General features: G+C 64.0%; 15 protein-coding genes. 5 read left to right on the plus strand and 10 right to left on the minus strand.

What is annotated here, in order from left to right:
• Positions 1-139 precede the first annotated feature (139 nt).
• Positions 140-6,376 (plus strand): AAA family ATPase, encoded by a 6,237-nt coding sequence (locus NR187_RS08475; RefSeq protein ID WP_256806254.1) that lies wholly within the window; start codon positions 140-142, stop codon positions 6,374-6,376.
• A gap of 46 nt (positions 6,377-6,422) precedes the next feature.
• Here NR187_RS08475 and NR187_RS08480 read toward each other — a convergent pair whose 3' ends face one another.
• The 6 genes from NR187_RS08480 to NR187_RS08505 all read right to left on the minus strand — a co-directional run bounded on the left by NR187_RS08480 (position 6,423) and on the right by NR187_RS08505 (position 13,701).
• A complete protein-coding gene (locus tag NR187_RS08480) occupies positions 6,423-7,967 on the minus strand; it encodes an alpha-N-arabinofuranosidase (RefSeq protein ID WP_256806255.1) in 1,545 nt (514 codons plus the stop codon).
• Positions 7,964-8,752, minus strand: a complete 789-nt coding sequence (locus NR187_RS08485; RefSeq protein ID WP_372702980.1) for an ABC transporter ATP-binding protein — start codon at positions 8,750-8,752, stop codon at positions 7,964-7,966. The genes NR187_RS08480 and NR187_RS08485 overlap by 4 nt, the downstream gene beginning before the upstream one ends.
• A gap of 80 nt (positions 8,753-8,832) precedes the next feature.
• On the minus strand, positions 8,833-9,861 hold the full coding sequence (locus NR187_RS08490) for an ABC transporter ATP-binding protein (RefSeq protein ID WP_211383544.1): 1,029 nt from the start codon (positions 9,859-9,861) through the stop codon (positions 8,833-8,835).
• On the minus strand, positions 9,861-10,724 hold the full coding sequence (locus NR187_RS08495; protein WP_211383135.1) for an ABC transporter permease: 864 nt from the start codon (positions 10,722-10,724) through the stop codon (positions 9,861-9,863). Before NR187_RS08495 ends, NR187_RS08490 begins: the two co-directional genes overlap by 1 nt.
• Positions 10,724-11,728 (minus strand): ABC transporter permease, encoded by a 1,005-nt coding sequence (locus NR187_RS08500; protein WP_211383134.1) that lies wholly within the window; start codon positions 11,726-11,728, stop codon positions 10,724-10,726. The genes NR187_RS08495 and NR187_RS08500 overlap by 1 nt, the downstream gene beginning before the upstream one ends.
• Positions 11,729-11,799: 71 nt before the next feature.
• Complete coding sequence (locus NR187_RS08505) at positions 11,800-13,701, minus strand: ABC transporter substrate-binding protein (RefSeq protein ID WP_211383133.1); 1,902 nt, start codon at positions 13,699-13,701, stop codon at positions 11,800-11,802.
• 587 nt (positions 13,702-14,288) lie between these two features.
• Between NR187_RS08505 and NR187_RS08510 the strand changes: the two genes are divergently transcribed.
• Positions 14,289-15,425, plus strand: coding sequence for a GNAT family N-acetyltransferase (locus NR187_RS08510; protein ID WP_211383132.1), 1,137 nt, complete (start codon positions 14,289-14,291; stop codon positions 15,423-15,425).
• A gap of 44 nt (positions 15,426-15,469) precedes the next feature.
• On the opposite strand, the gene NR187_RS08515 is transcribed toward NR187_RS08510, so the two are convergent.
• Complete coding sequence (locus NR187_RS08515) at positions 15,470-16,693, minus strand: NAD(P)/FAD-dependent oxidoreductase (RefSeq protein ID WP_211383131.1); 1,224 nt, start codon at positions 16,691-16,693, stop codon at positions 15,470-15,472.
• 462 nt (positions 16,694-17,155) lie between these two features.
• On the opposite strand from NR187_RS08515, the gene NR187_RS08520 reads away from it, so the two are divergent.
• From NR187_RS08520 to NR187_RS08530, 3 genes are all read left to right on the plus strand, one after another.
• Complete coding sequence (locus NR187_RS08520) at positions 17,156-18,502, plus strand: lipopolysaccharide biosynthesis protein (protein WP_211383130.1); 1,347 nt, start codon at positions 17,156-17,158, stop codon at positions 18,500-18,502.
• 271 nt (positions 18,503-18,773) lie between these two features.
• Positions 18,774-19,949, plus strand: a complete 1,176-nt coding sequence (locus NR187_RS08525) for a glycosyltransferase family 4 protein (protein ID WP_211383129.1) — start codon at positions 18,774-18,776, stop codon at positions 19,947-19,949.
• A gap of 29 nt (positions 19,950-19,978) precedes the next feature.
• Positions 19,979-21,514 carry a hypothetical protein gene (locus NR187_RS08530; RefSeq protein WP_211383128.1) on the plus strand — a complete coding sequence of 512 codons (1,536 nt, stop codon included), beginning with the start codon at positions 19,979-19,981 and terminating at the stop codon, positions 21,512-21,514.
• Between the two features lie 132 nt (positions 21,515-21,646).
• Here NR187_RS08530 and NR187_RS08535 read toward each other — a convergent pair whose 3' ends face one another.
• The 3 genes from NR187_RS08535 to NR187_RS08545 form a co-directional block, all read right to left on the minus strand.
• A complete protein-coding gene (locus tag NR187_RS08535; RefSeq protein WP_211383127.1) occupies positions 21,647-22,594 on the minus strand; it encodes an ABC transporter substrate-binding protein in 948 nt (315 codons plus the stop codon).
• A 78-nt stretch (positions 22,595-22,672) separates the two neighbouring features.
• On the minus strand, positions 22,673-23,710 hold the full coding sequence (locus tag NR187_RS08540; protein WP_211383126.1) for a ribose ABC transporter permease: 1,038 nt from the start codon (positions 23,708-23,710) through the stop codon (positions 22,673-22,675).
• On the minus strand, positions 23,703-25,226 hold the full coding sequence (locus NR187_RS08545; RefSeq protein ID WP_256806258.1) for a sugar ABC transporter ATP-binding protein: 1,524 nt from the start codon (positions 25,224-25,226) through the stop codon (positions 23,703-23,705). The genes NR187_RS08540 and NR187_RS08545 overlap by 8 nt, the downstream gene beginning before the upstream one ends.
• Positions 25,227-25,295: the final 69 nt, after the last annotated feature.

Consider the following 25,295-nt stretch of genomic DNA (forward strand, 5'->3'; position numbering starts at 1 on the left):
TGCGTCCCGCACGCGGAAACAGAGAATCGGTAACGGCGAGCGCCATACCGCATCAGGGCAGCTCTAAGGGGGATGACCGAAGTACCGGGCGAGCCGGCCTGGCTCGGACCTGGTCTCGGCGGCGGCATGGTCTACCGAGATGAACCTTTCATCGTTCATGGGCGCTGGCTGGGCCCACGGTCCGCAGGTTCTCTGCGACGAGGAAGGCATTCTGCTGTGTCGAACCTCCCGCGAACGCATCGACGGCGAGCGGCAGGTCGTGCTGGCCGTCGTCCCGGCGGCGGAACATCCGACCCCGCAAAGTCTTGATCGGCTCGCGCACGAATTCGCGCTGAAGGACGAACTGGACAGCGCCTGGGCCGCCAAGCCGCTTGAGCTTGTGCAGGATCACGGCCGCACCATCCTCGTTCTTGAAGATCTCGGTGGCGAGCCGCTCACATGGCTGGTGCACACGCCCATGGAGATGGGGAGCTTCCTGCGTCTCGCGACCCAGATCGCCGCGGCCGTGAGCAAGGTCCACCAGCGCGGTCTGGTCCACAAAGATATCAAGCCGGCAAATATCCTGGTGAACCGCAGCAACGGCAGCGTGCACCTCACCGGCTTCGGCTTTGCCTCGCGCCGTCCGCGCGAACGGCAATCCCTGGCACCGCCCGAGTCGATCGCCGGCACATTCGCTTACATGTCACCCGAGCAGACCGGCCGGATGAACCGCTCGATCGATTCCCGGAGCGACCTGTATTCGCTCGGCGTCACACTCTATCAGATGGTCACCGGCTCGCTTCCGTTTGCCGCATCCGATCCGATGGAATGGGTGCACTGCCACGTCGCAAGAGAAGCGGAGCCGCCGAGCAAGCGATCCGGCAACGTTCCCTCCGCGGTTTCCGGACTGATCATGAAGCTGCTCTCCAAGATGGCCGAGGAGCGTTACCAGACTGCAGCCGGTGCCGAGAGGGATCTGCAGCACTGTCTTGCGGAGTGGCAGCTTCGGCACAGCATCGACGACTTCCCGCTGGGCCGGCACGACACCCCCGACCGGCTGCTCGTACCCGAGAAGCTGTATGGACGAACGCACGAACGCGAGATGCTGCTCTCCTCGTTCGAGCGCATCGTCAAGAGCGGCGCACCGGAATTGGCGCTGGTCTCGGGATATTCCGGGATCGGAAAATCATCTGTCGTCAACGAGCTCCATAAAGTGCTGGTGCCGTCACGAGGGCTGTTTGCATCGGGCAAATTCGACCAGCACAAGCGCGACATCCCCTACGCGACACTCGCCAGGGCATTCCAGAGCCTCGTTCGGCCGCTTCTGGGCAAGAGCGAGACCGAGCTGAACCAGTGGCGCCATGATCTGCTGAGCGCGCTCGGTCCAAACGGGCAGCTCGTCGTGGACCTGATCCCCGACCTCAAGGCGATCATCGGCGAGCAACCGCCTGTCCATGAGCTGCCGCTCCAGCACGCGCAAAGCCGCTTTCACCGCGTCTTCGAGCAATTCATCGGCCTGTTTGCCAGACCCGAACATCCGCTGGTGCTGTTCCTCGATGATCTGCAATGGCTCGACATGGCGACGTTCGAGCTGCTCGAGGACCTGTTGACCAGGTCGAACCTGAAGCACCTGATGCTGATCGGCGCATACCGTGAGAATGAAGTTGACCCCGCTCATCCGGTGGTGCGCATGCGCGAGGCCATCAGGACACGGGGCCAACGGGTCGTTGAGATCAGGCTCGCCCCGCTCGGCCGCAGGCATCTCGGCCAGTTGCTTGCAGATGCGCTTCGTTGCGATCCGAAGCGCGCCGCTCCGCTGGTCCAGCTCGTGCACGAGAAAACCGGCGGCAATCCGTTCTTTGCCATCCAGTTCATGTTTTCGCTGGTCGAGGAAGGACTGATCGCGTTCGACCATGATGCGTCGCACTGGACCTGGTCTCTCGATCGCATCCACGCCAAGCGATACACCGACAACGTCATCGACCTCATGCTCGGAAAGCTCACCCGGCTGCCCGTTGCAACGCGCACAGCCCTGCAGCAGATGGCCTGTCTCGGAAACGTCGCCGAGGCCGCCGTGCTTTCGATCGTCCTTGGCGCGTCGGATGAGCAGGTCCAGGCAGATTTGTGGCCCGCCGTCCGCCAGGAATTCGTCGAGCCCCAGGGCGATGCCTATCGATTCGTCCATGACCGATTCCAGGAGGCGGCCTACGCGCTGATACCGGAGCAAGAACGCGCCTCGGCCCATTTGCGTATTGGCCGACTGTTCGCTGCGCGAACCTCGCCGGAAGCGGTCGAGGAAAACGTTTTCGAGATCGTGAGCCAACTCAACCGCGGCGTGGCCCTGATCACGGCGGCAGAGGAGCGCGTCAAGCTGGCGGAGCTGAACCTGTTGGCCGGCCGCCGCGCCAAGGCGGCGACGGCTTTCGGCATGGCGTTTGCCCACTTCGCCCTCGGTGAAACCGTGCTGCCGGAGGATCGCTGGCAGCAGCACTACGCGCTCAGCTTCGCCCTGGCGCTGCAGCGGGCCGAATGCGAGTTCCTCGTCGGTGAGCAGGCGACGGCGAAAACGCGCCTTGCCGAACTGGCAAGCCGGGCGGCCAACCTGCCCGATCTCGCCGCCGTCACCCGGCTCCGGATGGAGCCAAGCGACCGCGACGTCGAGATTGCCCTCGGCTATTTGCACCGCGTCGGCATCGCCTGGTCGGCGCATCCGACACCGGAGGAAGTCCGGCAGGAATATGAACGGATGTGGCGGCAGATCGGTGAGCGCCCGATCGAGGCCCTGCTCGACCTGCCCCAGATGGCCGACCCGGTCGCGCGCGGGACCATGGACGTCCTCACGGTGCTCGTCTCCCCGGCCTGGTACATCGACGAGAATCTGCGCCGTCTCATCATCGGTCGCATGGCCAATCTGAGCATGGAGTACGGCAACTCCGACGCCTCGTGCCTCGCTTACATCGTGCTTGGGACCGTGCTCGGCCCCGACTTTGACGACTATGCTGCCGGCTACCGCTTCGCCCAGCTCGGCCTCGACCTCGTCGAACTGCAAAGGCTGGACCGGTTCAAGGCTCGCGTCTATCTCGGCTACGGGAGCTGGACACGTCATGTGAGCACAGGCCGCCCGTGGCTGCGACGGGCCTTCGACGCCGCGCAGCAGGTCGGCGACATCAACTACGCCAGCTTTACCCGTCATCACCTCCTCACGCATCTGCTCGCCTGCGGCGATGCACTGCCGGGCGTGCAGCTGGAGGCCGAGGCCGGCCTCGATTTCGCACGCCGGGCGCGCATCGATCTGGCGGCCGATCGAATTGCGGGGCAGCTTCAGCTGGTCCGGACGCTGCGCGGTCTCACCGCGAAGTTCGGCTGTTTCGATGAAGCCGGGTTCAGCGAAGCGCAGTTCGAACATCGTCTCGAGGCAGACCCGCGCCTGGAACAGGCCGGCTTCTGGTATTGGGGCCGCAAGCTGCAGGCACGCGTCCTTGCCGATGACCCCGGCGCGATCGACGCGGCGGTGAAGGCCGAGCAACTGCTGTGGACCTCGAAGGCGCTGTTCGATCGGGTCGAGTTTCACTTCTATGCCGCGCTGGCGCAGGCCGCGTCGAGCGAAACCGCATCCGATGTCGGCCGAGCCCCGCGGCTTGAAGCCCTGACCGTTCACCATCGCCAGCTTCAGCGCTGGGCGGAGATCTGTCCCGAAGATTTTGCCGACCGCGCAGCTCTCATCGCCGCGGAGATCGCACGGATCGAAGGTCGCGAGCTCGACGCGATGCGCTGCTACGACCAGGCTATCGCCTCGGCCCACGCGAACGGCTTTCCCCAGAACGAGGCGATCGCGAACGAACTTGCCGGGCGCTTCTATTCGACACGCGGGTTCGAAAAGATCGCCTATGCATATCTGCGCGATGCTCACTACGGATTTCTTCGCTGGGGAGCCGAGGCCAAGGTCAGACAGCTCGAACGCCTCTATCCTCGTCTCCACGTCGCAGAGGACAGCAGTTCCGCCGGCAGGCCGACCGTCCAGCAGATGGACGTCACCACCGTGGTGAAGGCGTCCCAGGCGGTCTCGAGTGAGATCGAGCTGCCGAAGCTGATCGAGACCCTGATGAAAATCGCGCTGCAGAACGCTGGCGCGGATCGCGGCCTGTTGATCCTGGCGCGGCATGATGACTTCTGGATCGAGGCGGAGGGACAGTCGAAGGGCGACGAGTTTGCCGTCGTCATGGAGCGGACTGCGCTCTCCGCGCCCGAGTGCCCGGAGGCGTTGGTGCGCTATGTCATTCGGTCGCAAAAGCCTCTCATCATCGACGACGCGACCAGGCCTGATCCGCTCTACGGCGCCGACTATCTCCATCGCCGGCATCCGAGATCAATCCTCTGCCTGCCGCTCATGAAGCAGGCCAAGCTCACCGGGTTGCTCTATCTCGAGAACACGCTGACGACGCACGCGTTCACACCCGACCGCGTCGCAGTGCTCGACCTGCTGGCGGCGCAGGCTGCCATTTCGCTCGAGAACACCCTGCTCTACCGCGATCTCCAGGATCGCGAGGCGCGGATCCGGCGGCTCGTCGATTCCAACATCATCGGAATATTGTTCTGGGACGGCAGCGGCGACATCAGCTACGCCAACGATGCGTTCCTCGGCATGACCGGATACTCGAGCCAGGAGCTGGTTACGGGTGCGGTCCGCTGGAGGGACATGACCCCGGCCGAATACCGGCACGGAGACACGCAGCGCATCGAACAGCTGCGGATGTCGGGCCAGACCGCGCCTCGAGAGAAGGAATTCATCAGAAAAGACGGCAGCCGCGTTCCTGTCCTGATCGGCTCCGCCTCGATCGCCGGGTCTTCCGATCAATGCATCTCGTTCGTGCTCGACCTTACCGCGCGCAAGCAGGCGGAAGAGAAGTACCGCCTGCTGATGGAGCAGGCGCGTGACGCGATCCTGGTGCTCGATCAGATCGGGCTGGTGATCGAGGCAAACCGCACCGCCGAGCTCATGCTCGGACGGCCCCGGGAGCAGATTATCGGCATCCCGCTCCGATCCGTCCTGAATCCGGCGGGTGCGATCGGGGTCGACCGGCTGCTCGTGCCGGGTTCGGCCGGCCTGCTGCAACTGCGCCTTGATGGCCCCGACGCAAAAGGTCTCGACGCCGAACTGTCCGCCGCTCACGTCTCGACCGGCGGCCAGGAGCTGATCATCGTCATCGGGCGCGACATCACCCACCGCCTCCGCCTCGAGCAGCAGCTTCGCCAATCGCAGAAGATGGATGCGGTCGGCCAGCTCACCGGCGGCGTGGCCCATGATTTCAACAACATCCTGACCGTCATCACGGGCACCATACAGATCCTGATCGACGGCCTCGCGGACCAGCCCGATCTCGTCACCATCGCCCACATGATCGACCAGGCCGCCACGCGCGGTGCTGATCTGACGATGCAGCTGCTGGCGTTCGCCCGCAAGCAGCCTCTGCAACCACGCGACGTCGACGTCAACAACCTCATCGTCGATACCGCCAAGCTGCTGCGGCCGACGCTCGGCGAGCATGTCCAGATCGGCTCGACGCTGCAAGCCGACGGCTGGCACGCCCTGATCGACCCAAGTCAGCTTTCGACCGCCTTGATCAATCTGGCGGTGAACGCCCGCGACGCGATGGCCGGCGGAGGCAAGATTCACTTCGGCACCGCGAATGTGAGCTTCGATGCGGACGATTCCGGCCCGGAGGGAATTCGCGGCGACTTCATCCTGGTCACCGTCAGCGACACCGGCGCCGGCATTCCACTCGCGATCCGGGACAAGATCTTCGAGCCCTTCTTCACCACCAAGGAGCTCGGCAAGGGCACGGGCCTTGGACTGAGCATGGTCTACGGCTTCATCAAGCAATCCGGCGGTCACATCAGGATCGACAGCGAGGAAGGGCGCGGAACGACGATCAGCCTGTATCTGCCGCGCTCGGCTTTGACCGCTGCCGTTTCGGACGCTGTGCCGAAGAGCGAACTGCAGCGCGGCCGCGAAACCATCCTCGTGGTCGAGGATGACGAGCTGGTGCGCAACTACGTCGTGGCACAGCTCAAGAGCTTTGGCTATCGCACGATCGCCGCGGCCAATGGTCCCGATGCACTGGCTCTGGTGAACCAGGGCACCGCGTTCGACCTGCTCTTCACCGACGTCGTGATGCCCGGCGGGATGAACGGGCGCGAACTCGCCGAGATGGTGACCCGCGAGCGGCCCGGCGTGCCGGTGCTCTACATGTCCGGGTATGCGGAAGCCGCCATGGTGCATGACGGTCGGCTGGACCCCGGCATCACCCTGCTGAGCAAGCCCTACCGGCCGGCAGATCTGGCGCGTTCGATCCGTCAGGTTCTCGACTTGCGTGCACGACGCGACGGCCCGGACTGAGAGCCCGGCGATTGGCGCCCCCTCCGGCGGCTTCGTAGCGTATCGCTCAGCTTGCCGTCAGGTGGATGACGTTCCACGACGCCGGCTTGAGGGTTGCCTGCAACCGTTCGCCATCGAGGGCCACGCTCTGCAACGGCGCCGGATTGATCCTGCCCGGCGCATTCCTGGTATTCGTTGCCTTGAGATCATCGTGCCGGAGTTCAAGACGCTCGCCCACCGAGAGCAGGGCGAAACCTCTGGCCGTGACACTGACCTCGATCTCCTGCTTCAGATCCCGATTGAGCAGAAACAGCGACAGGCCGCCGCCGTCCTGCGCGACCGCCGCGATCTTGAGATATGGCACGTTCGGTATCGCAAAGACCTGGTCCTGGGTGCCGCGGGGATCGTAGTAGGATGAATCGTAGGTCTCCGACTCGACCTGCGTGCGCAAAACGCGGCCGCGGCCGAACCGGCTCATATGCGCGAAAGGAAAGAAGATGGTCTGGCGCCACGCGCCTCCGCCCGTCTCGGTCATGATCGGTGCGATGACGTTGACGAGTTGCGCGAGGCAGGCGACCTTGACCCGATCGGCATGATTAAGCAGGGAAATGCAGGCGCCGCCGAACGCAAGTGCGTCCTCCATCGTGTAGATTTCCTCGAGGATCGGCGGTGCCACCGGCCAGCCCTCCTTCACCCGGTCGGCGCGGTTGCGGCGCGTTCGATACCAGACGTTCCATTCGTCGAAGCTCAACATGAGACGCTTGCCGGAGCGCCGCTTGGCCGCGACCGCATCGGCCAGGGCGACGACCTCGTCGATGAAGCTGTCCATCAGGTCGGCGCTTGCGAGAAAGGATGCCGTGTCCTGCTTGTAGTTGTTGAGATAGGTATGGAGCGAAATGTAGTCGACGTGGTCGAAGGTGTGCTCGAGGACCGTATCCTCCCACTGGCCGAATGTCGGCATGTTGCGCCCCGACGAACCGCAAGCCGCAAGCGCGATGGTCGGATCCACCCAGCGCATCATCTTCGCCGCTTCGCAGGCGACCGCGCCGTAAGCCGCGGCGCTCTTGTGCTCCATCTGCCAGGGCCCGTCCATTTCGTTGCCGAGGCACCACAGCTTGACGTCATGCGGCTTGTCCCAGCCGTGCGCACGGCGCAGATCCGACCAGGCCGTTCCGCCCGGATGATTGCAATATTCGACCAGGTTGCGCGCAGCATCGCCGCCGCGCGTGCCTAGATTGACCGCCATCATCGGCTCGACGGCGGCCGCCCTGCACCAATCCATGAATTCATTAGTGCCGAAGCTGTTCGGCTCGGTGCTGAACCATGCAAGGTCCAGCCGCACCGGTCGCGTCTTCGGCGGACCGACGCCGTCCTCCCAATTGTATCCCGAGACGAAATTGCCGCCGGGGTATCGGATGAGCGTCGGGCCGAGCTCCTTCACCAGCGCAAGCACGTCCTTTCGAAAACCCTTCTCGTCCGCGGTCGGATGGCCGGGCTCGTAAATGCCGCCATAGACGCATCGGCCCAGATGTTCGACGAACGCACCGAACAAGCGAGGATCGGTGCGACCGATGGCGAAATCGCGGTCGATCAGGACGCTGGCTTTCCTCATGGTCTTCTCTCGGGTGCCCCGGTGCTGGTGAGATCGTTCATGCTGGGAGGCAGGTCTGGAGCGGCGTCGGCGACCTCAGGTAATAGCACGGCTTCGCGCAATTGGCGCGTATAGGGATGCTGCGGCGCATTCAGCACCGTTCTCGCATCGCCACTTTCGACGACCCTGCCTTTCTCCATGATCAGGATTCGATCGCTGATGTAATAGGCCGTCGCCAGATCGTGCGTGACATAGATGATGGATATCCCAAGATCGTCCCGCAGCCTCTTGAAGAGATTGACGATGGATATGCGCAGCGACGCATCGATCATAGATACCGGCTCGTCCGCGACGATCAGTTTCGGCTCGGCCAGCATGGCGCGGGCGATTGCAACCCTTTGCAGCTGTCCGCCGGACAGCTCGTGCGGGTATCGGTGGCGCACCTCCGCGAGCGAGAGGCCGACTTTGTGCAACGCGTCATCGACGACCGTTTCGGCTGCCGGTCCGCCGGCCCCACCCGAAAACCGCCGCAGCGTCATGAACAGATAGCGGTCGAGCCGCTTGAGCGGGTTGAAGGATTCAAATGGATTCTGAAAGATCGGCTGCACCTTGCGCATGAAGGCCATGCGACCGGCGCTGCCGCTGATGGCGGCAAGGTCGATGCCGTCGAGCATCAGCTTACCGCTGGTCGGCGCCTCCACGTTCAGGATCATCCGCGCAAGCGTCGTCTTGCCGCTGCCGGATTCACCGATGATCGCCAGGATCTCCGGCCGCCTGGCGACGAGGTGGAAGCTCACCTCGTTCACCGCCGCAATCCTCTGCCGCGACAACAGCCCACCCCGGACGAAGGTCTTGCTGACCTCGCAGACGTCGAGGAGCAGATCGCTCATGCCTGGCCACCCCGGTCGACGGCAAAGCAGGCAACGCGATGCCCGGTGTCGACCTCCAGCATGGCGGGGACCTCGCGCCTGCAGATTTCGGTTGCGATGGGGCAGCGGGCATGGAAGCGGCATCCGGACGGAGGATCGGCGAGATTGGGCGGGGAGCCGCCAAGTCCCTCGCGAGCTGCCTCGTCCCCGATCCGCGGCAGGCTGGAAATGAGATGCCTGGTATAAGGGTGCAGCGGCTTGCGGAAAATCCTCGCGGTTGCGGCCTCCTCCACGAGGCGCCCGGCATACATGATGGCGAGGCGGTCGGTGACGTGCGCGTGCACGCCCATATCATGCGTGACGAGCAGGACCGAGGAGCCGGTCTCGCGCTGGATGCCACGCATCATGCCGAGCACCTGCTTCTGCACCACCACATCCAGCGCGGTCGTGGGCTCGTCGGCAATGATGAAATCGGGGCGGCAGATCGTTGCAAGGGCAAGCGTTGCGCGTTGGCGCATGCCCCCGGACAGCTCGTGCGGAAACGCGGCCAGCACCGAAGGATCCAGCCTCACGCGCGCCAGATGAGCGATCACCTGCCGCTTAAACTGCTCCCGGCTGCCGCCGATATGCGGATATGCGAAATCGACGAAGGCGGCTTCGACACGGCGAACCGGGTTGAGCACGCTCATCGAGCCCTGCATGATATAGGACAGATGCCGCCAGCGGATCCGCGCCAGCTCCGCGCGCGGCGCGCGATGCAGTCCGCCATGGCCCGGCAGGAACGCGAACTCCACGCTGCCGGCCACAATCTCGAGCGGCGGCCTGATCGCGCCTGCGATGCTCTTGATCAGCGTGGTCTTTCCGGAACTGGACTCGCCGGCGAGCCCGTAGACCTCACCGCGGCGAACCGCGAAGCTGACGCCGTCGACCGCTTTGACGCCGCGTCCGACGCCGATATGGCTGGTCCTGTAATGGGCATGCAGGTCGCGAACCCGGAGGATCGGCTGTTGCTGTTGGGCGAGCGGTGGCAGGGCGTCGGCTTGCATCACGGGGCCCCTCCGGTACCCCAGAGGCGGCTCCGTGGATCGATATAGGCGTTCGCCGATACCGCGAGCAGGAACAGCCCGATGAACGCCATGATCACCGTGACGGTGGGAAAAGCGATCCACCACCAGATTCCGGCTACCATCGCCGTATGCTGGTTGGCCCAGTAGATCATGCCGCCGATCGTCGGCGTGTTGATGTCGGTAAAGCCGAGCACCGCGAGCGTCACCTCGAGCCCGATCGACCAGACCATGTTGTTCATGGTCGTGGAGAACACGATCGGCATGACATAAGGCAGATGCTCCCGGGTCAGGATTTCCCGCGTGCTCATTCCGGAGAACAGGCAGGTCTGGGTGAATTCGCGCGCCTTCAGGCTCATGACCACGGAACGGATCAGCCGCGCGTCGTAGGCCCAGCCGAAACAGGCCATGATCAGGGCCAGCATCAGCCAGGAGATGCGGTCGCGCATCATGAAATAGAACAGCACCAGGATCGGCAGCAGCGGAATGACGATGAAGCTGTCGTTCACCGACATCAGGGCGCGGTCGATCCAGCCTCCCTTGTAGCCGCTGACGAGCCCGACCACGAGCGCGAGCAGGCGGCTGACCAGCGCGACCGTGCATCCGAACATCAGCGTATTTCGGATCGCGAAGCTCAATTGCCAGAACACGTCCTGGCCACGCGACGTGGTGCCGAACCAGTAGACCAGCGATGGCGGCAGATCGGGCGGAACCACATACACGCTCTCCGGTGGATAAGGCGAGAAGCTCGCCAGCGCGGATAGCAGCAGAACGAATCCGACCAGCACCGCCCCGATCCGGAATTCGGGGCTGTGGCGCAGCAGGTCGCGCAGCAGGACGCTCATCAGCTGATCTTCACCCTCGGATCGAGCAGTGGATAGAGAAGATCGATGGCGAGCACGCCGATCGACACGCCGAGAATCGAAATGGTGGTGACACCGAGGACGAGCCCGTAATCTCCGGCATAGACGGCATCGACCAGGAGCGAGCCGAGACCGGGATAGCCGAACACTTTTTCGGTGATCACGGCGCCGTTGAAGATTCCGCCCAGCGACATCGCGAGCCCCGTCACCTGCGGCACCAGCGCGTTGCGCATCACGTAGGCTGTCAGGATGCGCCAGGGCCTGACGCCGGCGAGCTCGGCATAGACGACGAAGTCTTCGGCCAGCACGTTCGACACCAAGGCGCGCATGCCGAGAAACCAGCTTCCCACGCCGATCAGGATCAGGGAGAGCGCGGGCAGGATGGCGTGCCGCAGCACGCTCAGGACGAATTCGGGCGTCAATGTCTGCGGCAGGTTCATCGCCGATCCGCCGGAGATCGGCAGCACCGGCCAAAGGAAGCCGAACACGATCAGCAGCAGCATCGCCAGAATGTAATAAGGGATCGGATGCAGGCCCATCGCGATCACCCCCATCAGCTTGAGGCCGCGGCTCTGGCGGTAGTAGCCGGCAAGTCCGCCCAGCAGGTTTCCGAGCCCCCAGGCCACGATGGTCGATACTGCAAGCAGTCCCACGGTCCAGGGCAGCGCGCGCCCGATCAGGGTTCCGACGGGGGTCGGAAATGCCGACAGCGAAGGACCGAAATCGGCGCGCAGGATCCGCTTCCAGAACTGGAAGTATTGCTCGACGGGGTTGCCGCCGAGACCGTAGAGCTCGCGCAGGGAATTGCGCATCTGCTCGATCGCCTCCGGCGCGGTGCTGCCGTAGGAGGTCACGGCCGAGATCGACTGCTCGACGGGATCGACCGGCGAAGCGTGGGTGACGACATAGGCGATGTTGATGCCGATGAAAACCACGAGCAGAAACTGGCCAAGCCGCCGGCCGACATAGGCGAGGTATCCGCTCATGGCGGCACCGGTGATGCCCGACATCGTTCGGACGGACGCGAAAGATGCGGGCGCTCTGGTGTCATCGCGTCCTAATTTGCCGGCTTCAGCTTGACGAACATGTAGCGCGAATTGCCCCAGTTCGGCACCGGGTTGGTGTAGGGGTTTTCCGAGGTCGGAAAGCCGGTCCAGTAGGTCTGATCCATTGCGGTGAAGACGTTGTAGGCCATCAGCGGGATGGTCGGCATCTCCTTCACGGCGAGCTTGACGTATTCCTTGCCAAGCTCGATCGATTTCGGATCGTCGAATCCGACGGTTCGGATCTGCTCGATGATCCCATCGAGCGCGGGATTGGACCAGCGCTGCCAGTTGCGCAGCGGCTGCGGCTTGCCCGGCTCGGCGACGAACTGCGAATGCCAGCTGTCGAGGAAGTAGGACAGGTCCTGATGACCGCCCCAGGTTTCGACGCTCCAGCCGATGAAGGTGTCGAAATCGCCGGCCGCGCGTCGCGTGGGCAGCGTCCCCTGCGCGACGTCGATCCTGGCGTCGATGCCCGCCTGCTTCCAGAGCTGAACGATCATCGTCCCGGCGCGGGTCATCACCGGACGCAAATCGCCTTCGACCATGACACGGACGCTGAAGGGCTTGCCGTCCGGCGTGAGCCACGCGCCACCCCGCTTGCTGAAGCCCGCCTTCTCGAGAAGCTCCTGCGCCGCCTGTGGATCGGTCTTCCACCAGCCCATGCCGAACGCCCTGGCGATTTCCGCAGGCCCCGATGGAATCTGGTCGCCCATAGCAGGCCGCAGCATATCGGCAATCTGCTTGCCAATCGTCGGGTCATAGGGCTTGATCCTGCGCTTGCCGGTGTCGATCTCGAAAGCCCCGAGCCATTCTCCCATCGGCCCGTGATAGGTCGCCGGATGTGTTCCGGTCGGCGGTACGCCGATCGCCGATATGGTGGCGGCCCCGCGATATGCGGCCATCGCCACGGCCTTGATGTCGATCAGCAGCGCCAGCGCCCATCGCACGTCCGGGTTCTTGAAATTCTCGTTCTGGGTGTTGAAGATCACGGCGGGAAGCGTCGGATCGGGGTGGCCATAGGGAAAGCCCTTGAACCAGGCCCGCGTCGTCCTGCTTTGCTTGGCCAGCGCAAACATGCCTTCCGGCGCAATATCGTGGATCACGTCGAGCTCGTGATTGAGCTGCGCGATCACCCGCTTCTCGGGCGGTCCGGGGTCGACATAGGCGAGATACTTCGGACCCGGCTTGCCAAAGCGCGCAAGCGTGGTGCGCTGCCAATCCTCACGAAGCTGCCAGATGTACCATTTGCCGTCGGGATCATAGCTGTGCAGGACATAGGCGCCGAGAGAGATCGGCTTGTTGAAGTCGAATTTGACCGGATCGTCCACCTTGTCGAACACGTGCTTGGGCAGGATCCACACCGCGCCCCAGCGCACGGTGAAGTTGGCGTGAAAACGCGAATTGGGTTTCTTGAGCTTGAAAACGACCGTATGAGCGTCAGGCGCGTCAACGGACGCCACGTTGCTCGCCAGCACCGCGCTGAAGCGCATGGCGGGATTTTTGATCTGCGTCGTCACCGTCGAAACGACGTCGTCGGCGGTGAATTCGACACCGTCGCTCCAGAAGATACCGCTGCGGAGCTTGACCGTCATTTCGGTGAAGTCGGCGTTGTATTGCGGCTTGTCGGACGCCAGCGAATTGTCCCAGACCCCGTCAAGGCCGCTCTCGGGATCGATGTACCATAGCGTGTCGAGCGCGGCCTGTTGCAGCCCGTTGGACTGCGATCCGGCATTGATCGTCCAGATGTTGAACCAGCCCGCGTTCTTGACGGTTCCTTCGGGGTTTTCCAGGATCAGCAGCTCCTTCCGCGGAATGTTCTGCGGAAGGCCTTGCGCAACTGCCGGCGTACCCAACAGGGCCGGCACAGAGCCGAACGCGCACGCAACGACCAGCAATGCACGAATGCAGCGCATCATGTCCTCCCGGTGCAACGCTTCTCGACGCGTATTTTTGGCCGGATGCTAGAGGCGCCGGAGTCGATGAACAACAGGAATCTTGGGCCGCAGGCAGATCGATCAGACGCGCCGGCCGTCCCTATGCGGTGTCCGCCCGACCAAAGCAGGGATATTCCGCCCATGACCGGCCGGGCCTGTCGGCGCTTCTCGCCGCCAAAGACAAATGCCGCCGGCGACTGTCGGATGGCGCACGCTCGTACACTCCGAACTCGCCGAGATAAATGGAGCACTGCTCTTTCTTCGCCCAGACTCCCATCTTCCTGAAATCGGCGGCAGTTGGCCTCGTCTCCGGACGGCCCCAATCCAGGCTCGTTCAACACCTCGAAGACGAGCGCCGCGGTTAATAACCTGCCAGCGCGGCCGGTCTTTCCGGCGCGAGCCCGCTCGCGCGCGAAGTTTAACGGTTTGGTAACGATACGAAGCTGGTTCGGTGCATTAATGCAAATCGCACGCTGCCGGTGTCTCGCCCGTAACGACCCTGCTATAAAGCGCAGATGCGGCACGATCGACCTTCCCGCGGCTTGTTTAATTTTCCCTGGTTGCACATGAACAGACCCAGCAGCACGTTCGACATCACCATCGAGGAGAGGTTCGACTTTCTGTCGCCGGACTACGCGGAGCTGTTCGACAACTCGGCCGCCACAGCGTTCCAGCATCCGCTCTGGCTGGATAGCCTCTACACCAGACTTGCGTCTCATGCCGGGGCAACCCCTCTGGTTGTCGTCGTCCGCCGCCGCCCGACCGGCGCCCTTGCGATGGTGCTGCCGTTGCTGCGGGTCCGGCGCGGTCCGATACGGACCGTCGAATTCGCCGACCTCCGCGTCTCCGACTACCTCGCGCCGGTGTGCAGCCCACAGGTATTTTCCGAGCTTCTCAGGGATGAGAATGCGTGCGCGGAGATTCGGTACCTCGTCCGCCCGTTCGACCTGCTGCGGATGACCAAGCTGCCCGACGGACGGCTCCCGATCGAGAATCTCCTGGCCGCGCCCCGCCGCGTCGCGATGGACTCCAATGCCTACGCGACCGTTCTCGTCGCGCCGTTCGAGACCTGGCGCGCCAGCGCGCTGGATCGCTCCTATCAGAAGGAGCTCGCAAAGAAATCCCGGCAGCTCCAGAAGAAGGGCGCACTGAGCTTTTCATGCTGCAACGACAGCACGTCCGTGCTCGAGGCGTTGGACGTGATGAGGAAATTTCGCGGTCCGCGCTTTCAGGCACACGGCGATGGAGATCTGCTCCAGCGCCCTGAATATTACGCATTCTACTCCGAGATGGCGCTCCGCGGTCTCGGCTCCTTCGTCCGGCTCTACGCCATGAAGATGGACGGCGACGTGATCGCCGCCGTGCTCGGACTCTGCCATCAAGGCAGCTTCCTCGTCATCATGAGCGCCTTCGACATTGCCGGATACAAGAGCCAGTCCCTCGGCGCGCAGATGTTCGAACATGTGGCGAAGGATTGCATCGAACGCGGTGATCGGATGCTCGATTTCACCATTGGAGACGAGCCGTACAAGAAACTGTTCGGCGCGCAGCCGTCGCCGATGTGGGCGGTCACGCAGGCCGGCAGCACGGCAGGCGCCCTATCCCTGTTCGCCCTGAAACAGGCCCCGTGGCTCAAGCTGGCCGCCAAGCGAGTGTCGGAGTTCAGGCTCCTGTCGACCCGCACCTCAACGCCCACGCGCTGACCGGCGCGAGGCGCCGACACGTGCGGCGCTCAGGCTTGCAGTACTCAGGCGCGGAGCGCGCTTCGAACCTGCGCGAGCCAGCCCGGCCGCATTTGATCGACCCGGTGGGTGATACTGCGCCGCAGGAAGTGGAGCCGCCGCCGCACGTCCCAGCCGATATCGTTGCGGGACGTCAGAGCCTGGCGGAAGCGAGCCATCTTCAGTGACTGCTGGTCTGCCGCGATCTTGTCGGGATCGGAATAGAATTCCGAAATCTTCTGACGGCTCATGCCCTCGGTCATGAGCCAACGCGGCGCATGTTCGTTGCAGAGGCGTTCGACGTCGACCAGCAGGCGGGCGACACCCGTGCCGGCGGCCGGGCAGTTGGTCTGGAACGCATCGCCGATCAGCACGACGCCGGGCTGGAGATGTCCTTCGACGACGGACAGGTCCATCACCCAATTCCGAACCTGGTCGGTCACGCGGAAATCGCCGAGATAGGGCTGCAATCCCGGCAGCAGGCGCAGCACCGTCGCTTCCGTATCACGACGCAGCTCGCGCATGATCGGATCGGTCGGGTCGCGGAACATGAAGAGATTTGCGCGCATGCCAGCACGCACGGGAAACAGGCTGAGATAATCGACGCCGTCCGCCGTGCGCTGGCCGTAACAGGTCAGCGCCTCGAAATCGAACGGCGCGCCGTCCCTGTGGGCAATCGTGAATCCGAACGAGACCGAATGGCGCTCGGCCAGCACGCGCCGCTTGATGCCGAGCTTGTAGCCGAGAACGCCGGCCATACCGGTGGCCAGAACGACGAGGCGTGCCGTGACATACCGTCCCGAAGCGAGCTCGAGATGCTGCAAATCGTCGCTACAGGCGACCGCAGTGACCTCGTCGACGATCAGGCTGGCAGGATCAGGCAGCTGGCCGCGCGCCATGGCCACGAGATCGGCATAAGGAAGCCCGTAGGCCTGGCCGATGCTGACATCGACCACCTTGCCTTCCCTGATATTGAGCACACGCCCGTACGAGCAGCCGGCGCTCGCGAGGCCCTGGATGAAGCCCAGCCTGCGGAACAGCTCAAGCTGATGACCGCCGATTTTCTCGACCCGAAACTCGTCCGGATAGACCGCGCGCTTGTCGATCAGGGCAACGCGATTCCCCGCCCGCGCGAGCACGGCCGCCGCGAGCGAGCCCGCAAGGCCGCCTCCGACGATCGCGATGTCGGCAACGATCGTCGAAGCGCTCGCTGCGGCAATGGGCTCGGTCACGTTTCTATCCGCCGTCATGGTTCAGCTCCCACGGTCAACGATGGTTGCCGTGCAATTCCCTCGCCTGATCTCGCATCGCAGGACCAAACGCGATCATTTCTCGATATCTCGGTTAATGAAGCGGAGGCCCGGCCATCTCGGCGACGTCCGGCACGCGACTTGCCCGGGATGGGTCGGTAAATTTCGGTTCCGCAAGTCGGCGGCGATTCCCGGTGAGACAATCCGCGCTCGAACGGCTGTTCTCCGCTTTATCGGCCGTCGATGCGACGCTATGCCGCCAAACGATCCGGCCGGGCTTTGCTCGATCTGGCACAATGGGGACAGCGATGTTCCATAGTGAAGCAACCGGCGCGGCCCCGACGTCTTCGCGATCAGCAAGGTCCTGGAGGACGCCCATTAACACTCGCGGTTTTTCGGCATGCTAGGCTGACGGCCGTATCGGAAAATGTCTCTTCGGGGGGAGTTACCCCTTAAACTTCCATGATTGAATCCATCGTCCAGTTCATGCGGCGCGACGTGACGCGCGGTGTTGCCGGAACCATCCTGCTCAAGGTTGGTAGCGGCGCGCTCGCGTTTGCGTTGTTCTCGCTGGCGGCACGAACGATGTCGCCCGACGGGTTCGGCATCTTCGCGACCTGGCTTTCGGTGGCCCAGATGGCAGCGGTCGTGGGACTGGTCGGACAGGAATCGCTGCTGGTGCGATTTCTGAACGAGTATCGGGTAGGAAATCAGCCCGATCTTACCAAAGGCGTGCTGCTATCGAGCCTCAGGATTTCCTTCGTCGCGATGCTGATCGCGATCGGCGCGATCGCGATCGTGGCGAGCATGAGAGGCGACGGGTGGCTGCTGGTACTCGCGGTATCGGCCTATACCGCCGTGAATGCGGGACTGATGCTTGGCAGCCAGATCGCGCGCTCGCTGGTCAGCATTCTCATGGGAGAAGGAAACAGGGAGTTCTTCTGGCGGGTCAGCGTCGTGATGTTTCTGTTCGCGATCATGTTCGGCCATCGGCAGCTCGATCCCGCCGAATTGATCGCCGTGATGACGATTGCCATGTCAGTCGGCCTGGTCGCACAGCTCATCGCGATCACGCGAGCTCTGCCGGATTTCCGCGGCACGGCGGTGCGTTCCGAGACGTCCCGCTGGAGATCGAGCGCGCTTCATTTCTGGGTCGCGTCCATCCTCGAAGCCGCGAACCAGTATTTCGACGTGATCCTCGTCTACTGGATGCTGGATCCGGCAACCGCCGGAATTTACTTCGCCGCTTCGCGCCTGGCCAACATCTTCGCCATGCTGTCGGCCGCGCTGTACAGTTTCGGCGCACGGCGGCTGCCCTCGCTGTATTTCAGCAAGAACCACCAGGAATTCGAGCGAACGTTGCGGCTCATGGCGGAAGTGACCGCGTTGTGCGTGGTCAGCGGGCTGCTGCTGATCTGGATCGGCGGCCCCCATCTCCTCAACCTGTTCGGGCCTCATTTCGCCGCGCAGCACTGGGTTCTGATCGTGCTCGCGATCGGAACGGCCTTCCAGGCGGCGGGCGGCCCATCTGCGGCGATATTGCAGCTGACCGGCTATGAGCGCGAGTACGTCCCCGTCGTCGCCGCCAACGTGGCGCTGAGGCTGGTCGGATTCCTCGTCCTCATTCCCTGGCTCGGCGTGCTCGGCGCAGCAATCTCGGCCACCGTGTCGCTGGCGCTCGCAACCATCGCCCTCAACATCCTCTGCCGGCAGCGAACCGGGGTCGATCCTTCAATTCTGGGACTTTTGCGCTTGTCGGCATCCAAGCGCGGCGCCTACGCGGTCCGCGGCGCGGACTCCGGCGAATAGACATCGAGTCAATCGGGCAATTGCCCGGCTCGGCAATACTTAAATATCCATGGTTAAATTGGCGGTGATCCGCTGCTTGCGCGACCAGGATCGAATGGTTGACGCGCTCGCTTCCCTTCGTGTGGAACCAGCGGAATTCCGTCGTGAACGCTGCCGTCCGTCAGACCGCGCATTAACTCCGTTTGTTGCTAGTCGGTGTTCACGCGGTGTCCGCATGGTAGGTACGGGGCCAAGAAGGTGAACATTTCGTTTCTTCAGCGGGTCGGGATCCGTGCTCCATTACCAGCCAAACAAGGCGTTGAGCGAGACGACTGCGACAGCCCTCCCGCCACCGGGCGGCAGCGGCCGAAAGCTGCACGTCCTTCTCGTGCAGACCCAGGCCGAGAACGCCGGCGCGCAGGAGATCTCCCGGCTGCTCGGCGCCGGCCTGACCGCCCGCGGCCACCGGGTCACCAATCTGTTCTTCTTCCGCAAGTCGGACTCGTTCGACGAGCCGCCCGATACGATCTACTGCGCCTCGAGCCGGCCGGGAAGTCCGCTGGCCCTGCTCCGGATGCTGTGGACGCTCGGCCGCCATATCAGGACAACCAGGCCCGACGCCGTCCTGACGTTTCAGCATTTCGGCAACGTCATCGGCGCCGGCGTCGCGCGCCTCGTCTGCCGCGCGCCCGTCATCGCCAACCAGGTGTCATCCGCGCTGGCGATGAGCTGGCCGGTCCGTACGGCCGACATCTTCATGGGCAGCCTCGGCTTCTTCGACCTCATCACGCTCAACTCGCTGGACATGCAGCGCGAGTATTCGCACTATCCGAAGGCCTATCGGTCGCGCATGGTGCATGTCCCGCACGGCTTCGACGACAAGGCCCTCACCCTGCCGAAGGAAGCTGCGCGCCGGAAATTCAACCTGCCGCCGGATCGCGTCCTGCTCGGCTGCGCCGCAAGACTGCACCCGCACAAGCGGCTCGATGCGGCGATACGCCTGTTGCCGGATCAACCGTCCTGGCACCTCGCGCTGGCGGGCCAGGGCGCCGACGAATCCCGGCTGCGGCAGTTGGCGGATGACTTGAAAGTCGCGGACCGGCTGCATCTGCTCGGCGAGATCACCCCGCACCAGATGGCGGAGTTTCTCGCCTGTCTCGACGTGTTCGTCTTTCCGACACAGGCCGAAACCTTTGGTCTGGCCGCTGTCGAGGCCGCGAACGCGGGCGTTCCTTCGGTCGTCACCGATCTGCCCGTCTTGCGCGAGGTGCTGTCCTACGAAGGAAAACCGACGGCGCTGTTCGTCGATGCTTCCGATCATACCAAGCTGTCGGCCGCCGTCTCCATGCTCCTGTCGGACCAGCAGCTGAGCGATGAACTGCGACGAAACGCCAAAGGCCTGAAGCTGCGCTATTCGGTGGACGCCATGGTGGAGGAATACGTTCAAATTCTCGGCCAGGTCATTTGACCGGACGCATTGAAACGGATCGGCTCGACATGATTATCGAGTTTCGTTGCGAAATTGAGCAGGCGCGGCGGTGGATGGACCGCGAGACGCTGTCGATCGACGGCCGGGATGTGCCGGTTCAGATCGCATGGACGGCAACGGCAGAGCCACGGCCCACAGGTCTCGACGCGCTGTTCGCGCTCGAACGTCTGGTGTTGCAGAAGGGCAAGCCTGGCGGCGCCGACAGGCTGAAGATCGATCCGGAACGGATGCAGGCGCGAACCGGCGCGGCCGACGTGATCGTCGATTTCACCGGCGCCGCGCGGGATCCCGGCAGCTCGGCCCGGCTGTATCTCCGCCCGCTGTTCAACGGAGCCGCCGGCGAAAACGCCGCGCTCGCCGCCATTCTCGCCGGCGACCTGCCGGTGATCGACATCGTCAACGAGGTCGACGGTGCAGTCCTCGACCGCGGCCATCCCTCCGGAGAGATCGCAGCCGGCTTGAGCGGTGCGCTCGAAACGGTCATGGCGCGAACCCTGACCATGGTGGCGGCAATCCTGTCGGGACGGCCGCGAATTGTGCCGCAGCTGGCGCGCCCCGCCGCAGGGAGAATTGGACGGCGTCCGGCGGCCTATGTCGCGCGCGGCCTCGCGATATCGATCGCCAAGGAGATCTACCGCCTCTGCTGCTATGCCCCGCATTGGCATGTCGGATGGCGCTTCAACAAGGGCGCAGGCGTCTGGCAGACCGGAGATCTGTCAGGACCAGGCTGGAACGTGCTTGCCGATCCCGGAAATCACTTCTACGCCGATCCTTTCCCCATCACGTGGCAGGGACGAACATTCGTCTTCTTTGAAGATCTCGACCACCGGGTCGGCAAGGGCATCATTTCCGCGATAGAGTTCGACGAGGCCGGCCCGGTCGGAGCCGCCGTACCCGTGCTGGAGGAGCCCTGGCACCTCTCCTATCCGTTCCTGATCGAGGACGACGGTGCATTGTGGATGATCCCGGAGAGCTCGCTCAACGGCGACGTCGCCCTCTACAAATGCGTTCGGTTTCCGGACAAATGGGAGCGGCACGCGACGCTGCTTTCGGGATTCGAACTGGCCGACGCGACGATCATGCGGCACAACGGCCTGAATTACCTGTTTGGCGCCTGGCGCGACGGCACGGGCGGGTATTCGGATTCGCTGGCGATCTATTACGCCGAGCACCTCATGGGTCCCTGGTTGCCGCACGCCAGCAATCCGGTCCTGATCGACCGCGCGAGCGCGCGGCCGGCGGGGAATTTCGTCACGATCAACGACCGATTGTGGCGACCGATCCAAGATTGCAGCGACGGATACGGCGCGGCGCTCGCCCTGGCGGAAATCGTCGAACTCTCGCCGACGACGTTCAAGCAGGTCGTCCGCCACTCGCTGAGGCCCGGACCGGCATGGCCCGGCCGGAAGCTGCACACGTTGAATCGCTGCGGCCAGCTCGAGGTGATCGACGGATCGCGTGTCCAACCCAAGACTCGCGCCTTCGCGAGCAGACTTCCATCGGCCGTCTTGTCGCCGCGCACGAGTCCAAATACCGCCTGCTGAATCAACCGGCGCGCTACGCGCGGACGGCATCTCTCGTCTTCACGGCGCTGCGCGACATTCGCCATGACGGACGGCGTGGATCAACGCCGTCCGGCATCGCGTATGTCGAGCGCTCCTCGCAGGGATCGCGTTCTACTGAGAACGGTCCGAGGTCCAGCCCTTGTACTGGGCGACATTGTCCCTGGTCACGAGCTTGGACGGCAGCAGCTCGACCGTCGAAGCCGGCTTCTGGCCGTTGAGAATGCCGACACCGACCTGCACGGCCCGCCGTGCCATGAAGAACGGATCCTGCGAGGCGGAAGCCTGGATCTGCAGCGCCGCGGGGTCCTTGAGCGCGGCCTCGATATCGGGCGCGCCGTCGACCGCGGTGATGACGATGCCGGTGCGGTTTTGCTGGCGCGCCGCAAGGTCGGTACCGATCGCCTGCGGATCGTTGATGGCGAAGATGGCGTCGATCTTGGGGAAGCGGGTCAGATAGCCCTGCGCGACGGTGAGGCCACCTTCGCGCGAGCCCTTGCCGTCCTGGTCGCTCGACAACACCTTGATGCCGGCGTTCTTCGACAAGACGTTCTTGCAGCCGACGACACGGTCGATCACGGCGGAGACCTGCGGCCCGTTCTCGATGATGACATCGCCCTTGCCGCCCAATTTGTCGACGATGTACTGGCAGGAGATCTCGCCGGCCTGCACGTTGTTCGTGGTCACGGTAGCATCGGCGCCATCGGCCGCGGTGTCGACCGCAACGACGACGATGCCTGCCGCCTGCGCCTTCTTGATCGCCGGCCCGATCGCCTTGGGATCGCCGGGGTTCAACAGGATCAGGTCGACGCCGGCGGCGATGAAATTGTCGATCTGGGTCACCTGCTTGCCGAGGTCGTATTCGAAGCCGACCGTCGTGATCTTCACATTGGGGTTGGTCTTTTTGGCCTCGAACTCGGCGCCCTTCGACAGCGCGACGAAGAACGGATTACCCATCGAACCGAGCGAGACGCCGATCGATTTGAGCTCCTTGGCGAAAGATGGTGCGCTGCTTAGGGCAAGCGCCGTCACGGCGCCGGCGAGCGTGATCGTCTTCAACATTGGCTTCCTCCCTGGTCTGTCTTCATTCCCGCCACGGCAGACCAGTTGCCGTAACGGAATCTCGTCTGGCGGAGCCCCTCAAGTTCTGGCCGAGCCTTGCAGCCGGTAGCGGTCCAGCGCCACGGCGCCAATGATCACAAGGCCCTTGATCACATATTGCCAGATGTCCGAGACGCCGACGAGGATCAGGCCGTTCGACAGCACGGCGATGATCAAGGCACCGACCAGCGTGCCCCAGATCGAGCCGATGCCGCCGACGAAGGAGGTGCCGCCCAGGATCACGGCGGTGATCGCATCGAGCTCATAGGACTGACCGAGCTGAAGGCCGTTGGCCGCATAGAGCCGCGCCGCCTGCATGGCGCCGCCTAGACCGGCGAACAGTCCCGAGACGCCGTAGACGAATATCAGCACGGCCCAGACCTTGATGCCCGCAAGCCGCGCCGCGCTTTCATTGCCGCCCACCGCATAGATGTGCACGCCGAGCACGGTCCGGCGCAGCACCAGCCAGGAGACGAGGATGACGAGCAAGGCGATCACCGAGAGCCAAGGGATCGACGCGATGCCGGGAACGAGCGTCAGCGATCCGTTGCCGATGAACGCATAGGGAATGGAGGGGTTGAAGACCGTGGTGTCGCCGCCGAGCAGTCGCGCCAGACCGCGTACGGCGGTGAGAGAGCCGAGCGTGACGATGAAGGGCGGCAGGCGGAGGAGCGCGATCAGCGCGCCGTTGACGACGCCGAAGCCAAGGCCCGTGACCAGCGCAGCCGGCAGCCACAGCATCCCGAGTTCCGGCAGCTTGGAGAGCGTCAACCCGGCCATGGCGGCGGCCGCCAGGATCGACCCGACCGACAGGTCGATGCCCCCGGTGAGGATGACGAAGGTCATGCCTGCGGCGAGCACGGTGTTCACTGCGGCCTGCTGCAACACGATGCCGAGATTCTGTCCGGTGAAGAAGCGGCCCTCCGACAGGAAGTGGAAGCCGCCGCACAAGATCAACAACACCGGCAGCATGCCGGCCGCGCGGATCACGAGCCTGATGCGCTGACGCTTCGTCTCCTGCGCTGCCGCGAGGCCCGCGGCGGTGGCAGTGTCCGCTTTCGGAGGGCTGTCATGCATCGAGTTGCTCCATCCCCGTGGCGAGCGCCATGATGTCTTCCTGGCTCAACTGCGTCGATTCGGTTCGCCTGACCTCGCCAGCAACAAGCCCCGATCGCATCACGATGACGCGGTCGCAGATGCCGATGATCTCGGGCAGATCGGACGAGATGACGAGGACCGCGGTGCTGGCCTTGGCCAGATTGTCGATGATCGAATAGATCTCGGACTTGGCGCCGACGTCAACGCCACGCGTCGGCTCGTCCAGGATCAGGACCTTCGGCGCAATGGCAAGAAGCCGCGACAGGAGCACCTTCTGCTGGTTGCCGCCGGACAGGCCACCGGCGGGGACGCCGACATCGGCGGCACGGATGCTGAGCCCCGCGAAGGCGCGGTCGGCGCGCTCACGCGCCTTGTCGCGATCCAGAAACCAGCCGAGCTTCGCATCGCGCGCGAGCACAGCCAGATTGATGTTGTCCAGACATGACATGTCGAGGAACAGACCGAGCGCCTTCCTGTCCTCCGTCAGATAGGCGATGCCGGCCTCGAGTGCCGCGCCCGGGCTGCGGATGTCGACCGCGCGGCCCTCAAGTTCGAGGCGGCCCGACGTTCGCGGTGCCGCGCCGATGATGAGATGCGCAAGCTCGGTGCGCCCGGCGCCGATCAGGCCGGCGAGGCCCACAACCTCGCCCGCATGCACGGTCAGCGAGCAGCCCTTGACGCGCTGGCCGTCGGCCATGTCGGTCGCTGCGAGCACGGGATGCCCTCGCCCCGCCTCAGGATCGTGATCCTTCTTGTAAAAGGAGGAGACGTCACGCCCGACCATCAGCCGAACGATGGTGTCGGCCCGGATGTCCTGCTTGTCGAGCGACCCGACCAGCCGGCCGTCGCGAAGCACGGTGACGCGGTCGCCGAGCGCGTAAACCTCGTCCATGCGATGCGAGATGTAGATGATGGCAAGCCCCTCCGCCCGAAGCTGGCGGATCAGCGCGAACAACCGCGCGCTCTCGCCGGCCGACAAGGCGGTGGTCGGTTCGTCCATGATCAGGATTTTCGATTTCGCGTGCAGCGCACGGGCGATCTCGACCAGTTGCCGCTGGCCCATGGAGAGATGCGCCACCAGCGTCGATGGCAGGAAATCCGCGCCCAGCCGTTTCAGGATGGAGCCGACGCCCTCGCGCATGGCGCCGCGCGCCAGCAAGCCTGATCGCGATATCTCCCGGCCGAGATAGATATTCTCGGCAACGCTGAGATTGGGAGCCAACGACAGCTCCTGGTAGATGATGGAGATGCCCGCCGCGCGGCCGCCGAGCGGACCTTCGATCCGCACCGGGCTTCCCTCGATGCGGATCTCGCCGCCGGGATCAGGCCTGTAGGCGCCGGACAGGATCTTCATCAGCGTCGATTTTCCGGCGCCGTTCTCGCCCATCAAGGCATGAATTTCGCCGGCATGGACGGTGAGATCGACGGCACGCAGCGCCTTGATGCCAAAGAAGGATTTTGAGACCCCGCGCATCTCGAGGATCGGATCGTTCATCGTGCCTCCCGACGCACAATGCGTTTCCTACCCGCGTCTCGATCTTCTTGTCAGCGCGGTCCACGCATT

This window comes from Bradyrhizobium sp. Bra64, assembly GCF_024519875.1.
GTDB classification, from domain to species: Bacteria; Pseudomonadota; Alphaproteobacteria; order Rhizobiales; family Xanthobacteraceae; genus Bradyrhizobium; species Bradyrhizobium japonicum_G.

Bases quoted from the DNA above. Each gene is read 5' to 3' on its own strand.
- NR187_RS08475 (WP_256806254.1), top strand. From the start codon at position 140: ATGAACCTTTCATCGTTCATGGGCGCTGGCTGGGCCCACGGTCCGCAG.
- NR187_RS08480 (WP_256806255.1), bottom strand. From the start codon at position 7,967: ATGAGGAAAGCCAGCGTCCTGATCGACCGCGATTTCGCCATCGGTCGC.
- NR187_RS08490 (WP_211383544.1), bottom strand. From the start codon at position 9,861: ATGCAAGCCGACGCCCTGCCACCGCTCGCCCAACAGCAACAGCCGATC.
- NR187_RS08495 (WP_211383135.1), bottom strand. From the start codon at position 10,724: ATGAGCGTCCTGCTGCGCGACCTGCTGCGCCACAGCCCCGAATTCCGG.
- NR187_RS08500 (WP_211383134.1), bottom strand. From the start codon at position 11,728: ATGAGCGGATACCTCGCCTATGTCGGCCGGCGGCTTGGCCAGTTTCTG.
- NR187_RS08505 (WP_211383133.1), bottom strand. From the start codon at position 13,701: ATGCGCTGCATTCGTGCATTGCTGGTCGTTGCGTGCGCGTTCGGCTCT.
- NR187_RS08510 (WP_211383132.1), top strand. From the start codon at position 14,289: ATGAACAGACCCAGCAGCACGTTCGACATCACCATCGAGGAGAGGTTC.
- NR187_RS08515 (WP_211383131.1), bottom strand. From the start codon at position 16,693: ATGACGGCGGATAGAAACGTGACCGAGCCCATTGCCGCAGCGAGCGCT.
- NR187_RS08520 (WP_211383130.1), top strand. From the start codon at position 17,156: ATGATTGAATCCATCGTCCAGTTCATGCGGCGCGACGTGACGCGCGGT.
- NR187_RS08530 (WP_211383128.1), top strand. From the start codon at position 19,979: ATGATTATCGAGTTTCGTTGCGAAATTGAGCAGGCGCGGCGGTGGATG.
- NR187_RS08535 (WP_211383127.1), bottom strand. From the start codon at position 22,594: ATGTTGAAGACGATCACGCTCGCCGGCGCCGTGACGGCGCTTGCCCTA.
- NR187_RS08540 (WP_211383126.1), bottom strand. From the start codon at position 23,710: ATGCATGACAGCCCTCCGAAAGCGGACACTGCCACCGCCGCGGGCCTC.
- NR187_RS08545 (WP_256806258.1), bottom strand. From the start codon at position 25,226: ATGAACGATCCGATCCTCGAGATGCGCGGGGTCTCAAAATCCTTCTTT.